The sequence below is a fragment of the Enterovibrio norvegicus FF-33 genome, assembly GCF_000286835.2.
In the GTDB taxonomy this organism is placed as follows: Bacteria; Pseudomonadota; Gammaproteobacteria; order Enterobacterales; family Vibrionaceae; genus Enterovibrio; species Enterovibrio norvegicus_A.
Genome location: NZ_AJYD02000038.1, coordinates 2,107,214 through 2,108,535, shown reverse-complemented (window position 1 = coordinate 2,108,535; position 1,322 = coordinate 2,107,214). Strand labels below are relative to the sequence as shown.

Here is a 1,322-nt window from a genome sequence, read left to right as displayed (position 1 = left end):
TGCCTGATGTGCTGGTTTCCGGCGTGTCTGCACCTAAATCAACCCCGCCAGTGGTGACGCCTGTGACCACAGAAGCATCGTCACTGCCTGTCACCGTGATAGTGATTTGGTGCTCTGAGCCATCCGACGCGGTGATCGTGATGGTGTCAGTTTCTGAATCACCGTCACCCAAAGACTGTGCTTTGCTAGGGTCAACCGTGTACGTCCACTCACCGTCGGTCAGAGTGAGGCTACCGTATTCACCTTCCACCGTGCCGTTTTCAAGGGTGGGCTGGACAGCAGCATCAGGGTCGTTGATGTTGATAGAACCCGATACCGAAGCCTCGCCACCTTCAGCCACGCTGGCGCTGAGATCCCCGGTGACCACGGCGGCATCGTTAGTTCCGGTTAACGAAATGACCACATCGACCGTTGAGCCATCACTCGCGGTGAGGGTAATGGTGTCAGTGGTTTCTTGACCTTGAGCAAGAGATTGCACCGCGTCGGTGTCAACCGTATATGTCCATGCGCCGTCAACGAGGGTTAACGACCCGTACTCACCTGCCAACGTACCATTCGGAATGGTTGGGGTTTCGCCTGTATCTGCGTCCGTGATCGTGATGGTGCCCGACGCGGTTTGCGCGCCAGTATCTTCGGTGATGTTGCCGGATGTCTCACCGGAAATAACCGCGGCATCATCCGTGCCTGTAATGGTGATAACGATGTCTTGTGTGGTGCCATCGGAGGCCGTGACCGTGATGGTATCCGTTGCGGTATCACCGTCAGCCAATGATTGAATAGACGCGCTGTCCGCGGTGTAAGTCCAAGCGCCATCAACCAAGGTCAATGCGCCATATTCACCCACCAAGGTGCCATTCGGAATGGTTGGCGTATCATCCGTATCAGCATCGGTGATCGTGATGGTGCCTGACGCGGTTTGCGCCCCGACATCTTCGGTGATGCTTGCGGTGCTATCACCCGTGATAACCGCCGCGTCATCAGCGCCTGTCACATCGACTGTGATTTGTTGCACCGTGCCGTCCGAGGCGTTCAGGGTGAACACTTCTTGTTCGGTTTGATTATCGTTAAGTGCGTTGGCTTTAGCTGGGTCGATGGTGTAGGTCCATGCGCCGTCAGTCAGCGTAAAGGTGCCGTAGTCACCGTCGATCGTGGTGTTGGTAAAGCTTGGTGTGTCGCCGTCATCCACGTCTGTAATGGAAAGGGTGCCAGAGACACTGGTTTCCGGCGTGTCTGCACCTAAATCAACCCCGTCAGTGGTGACGCCCGCCACAACTGCTGCATCGTCGGTGCCTTCCACGGTGACCGTGATTTGATGGGTTGAC

The 1,322-nt window shown here is 56.2% G+C and carries 1 protein-coding gene; it reads right to left on the bottom strand.

From position 1 onward, the window contains the following. Positions 1-1,322, bottom strand: a 1,322-nt coding sequence (locus A1OO_RS23630; protein WP_017003862.1) for a VCBS domain-containing protein, incomplete at both ends; no start/stop codon positions are given.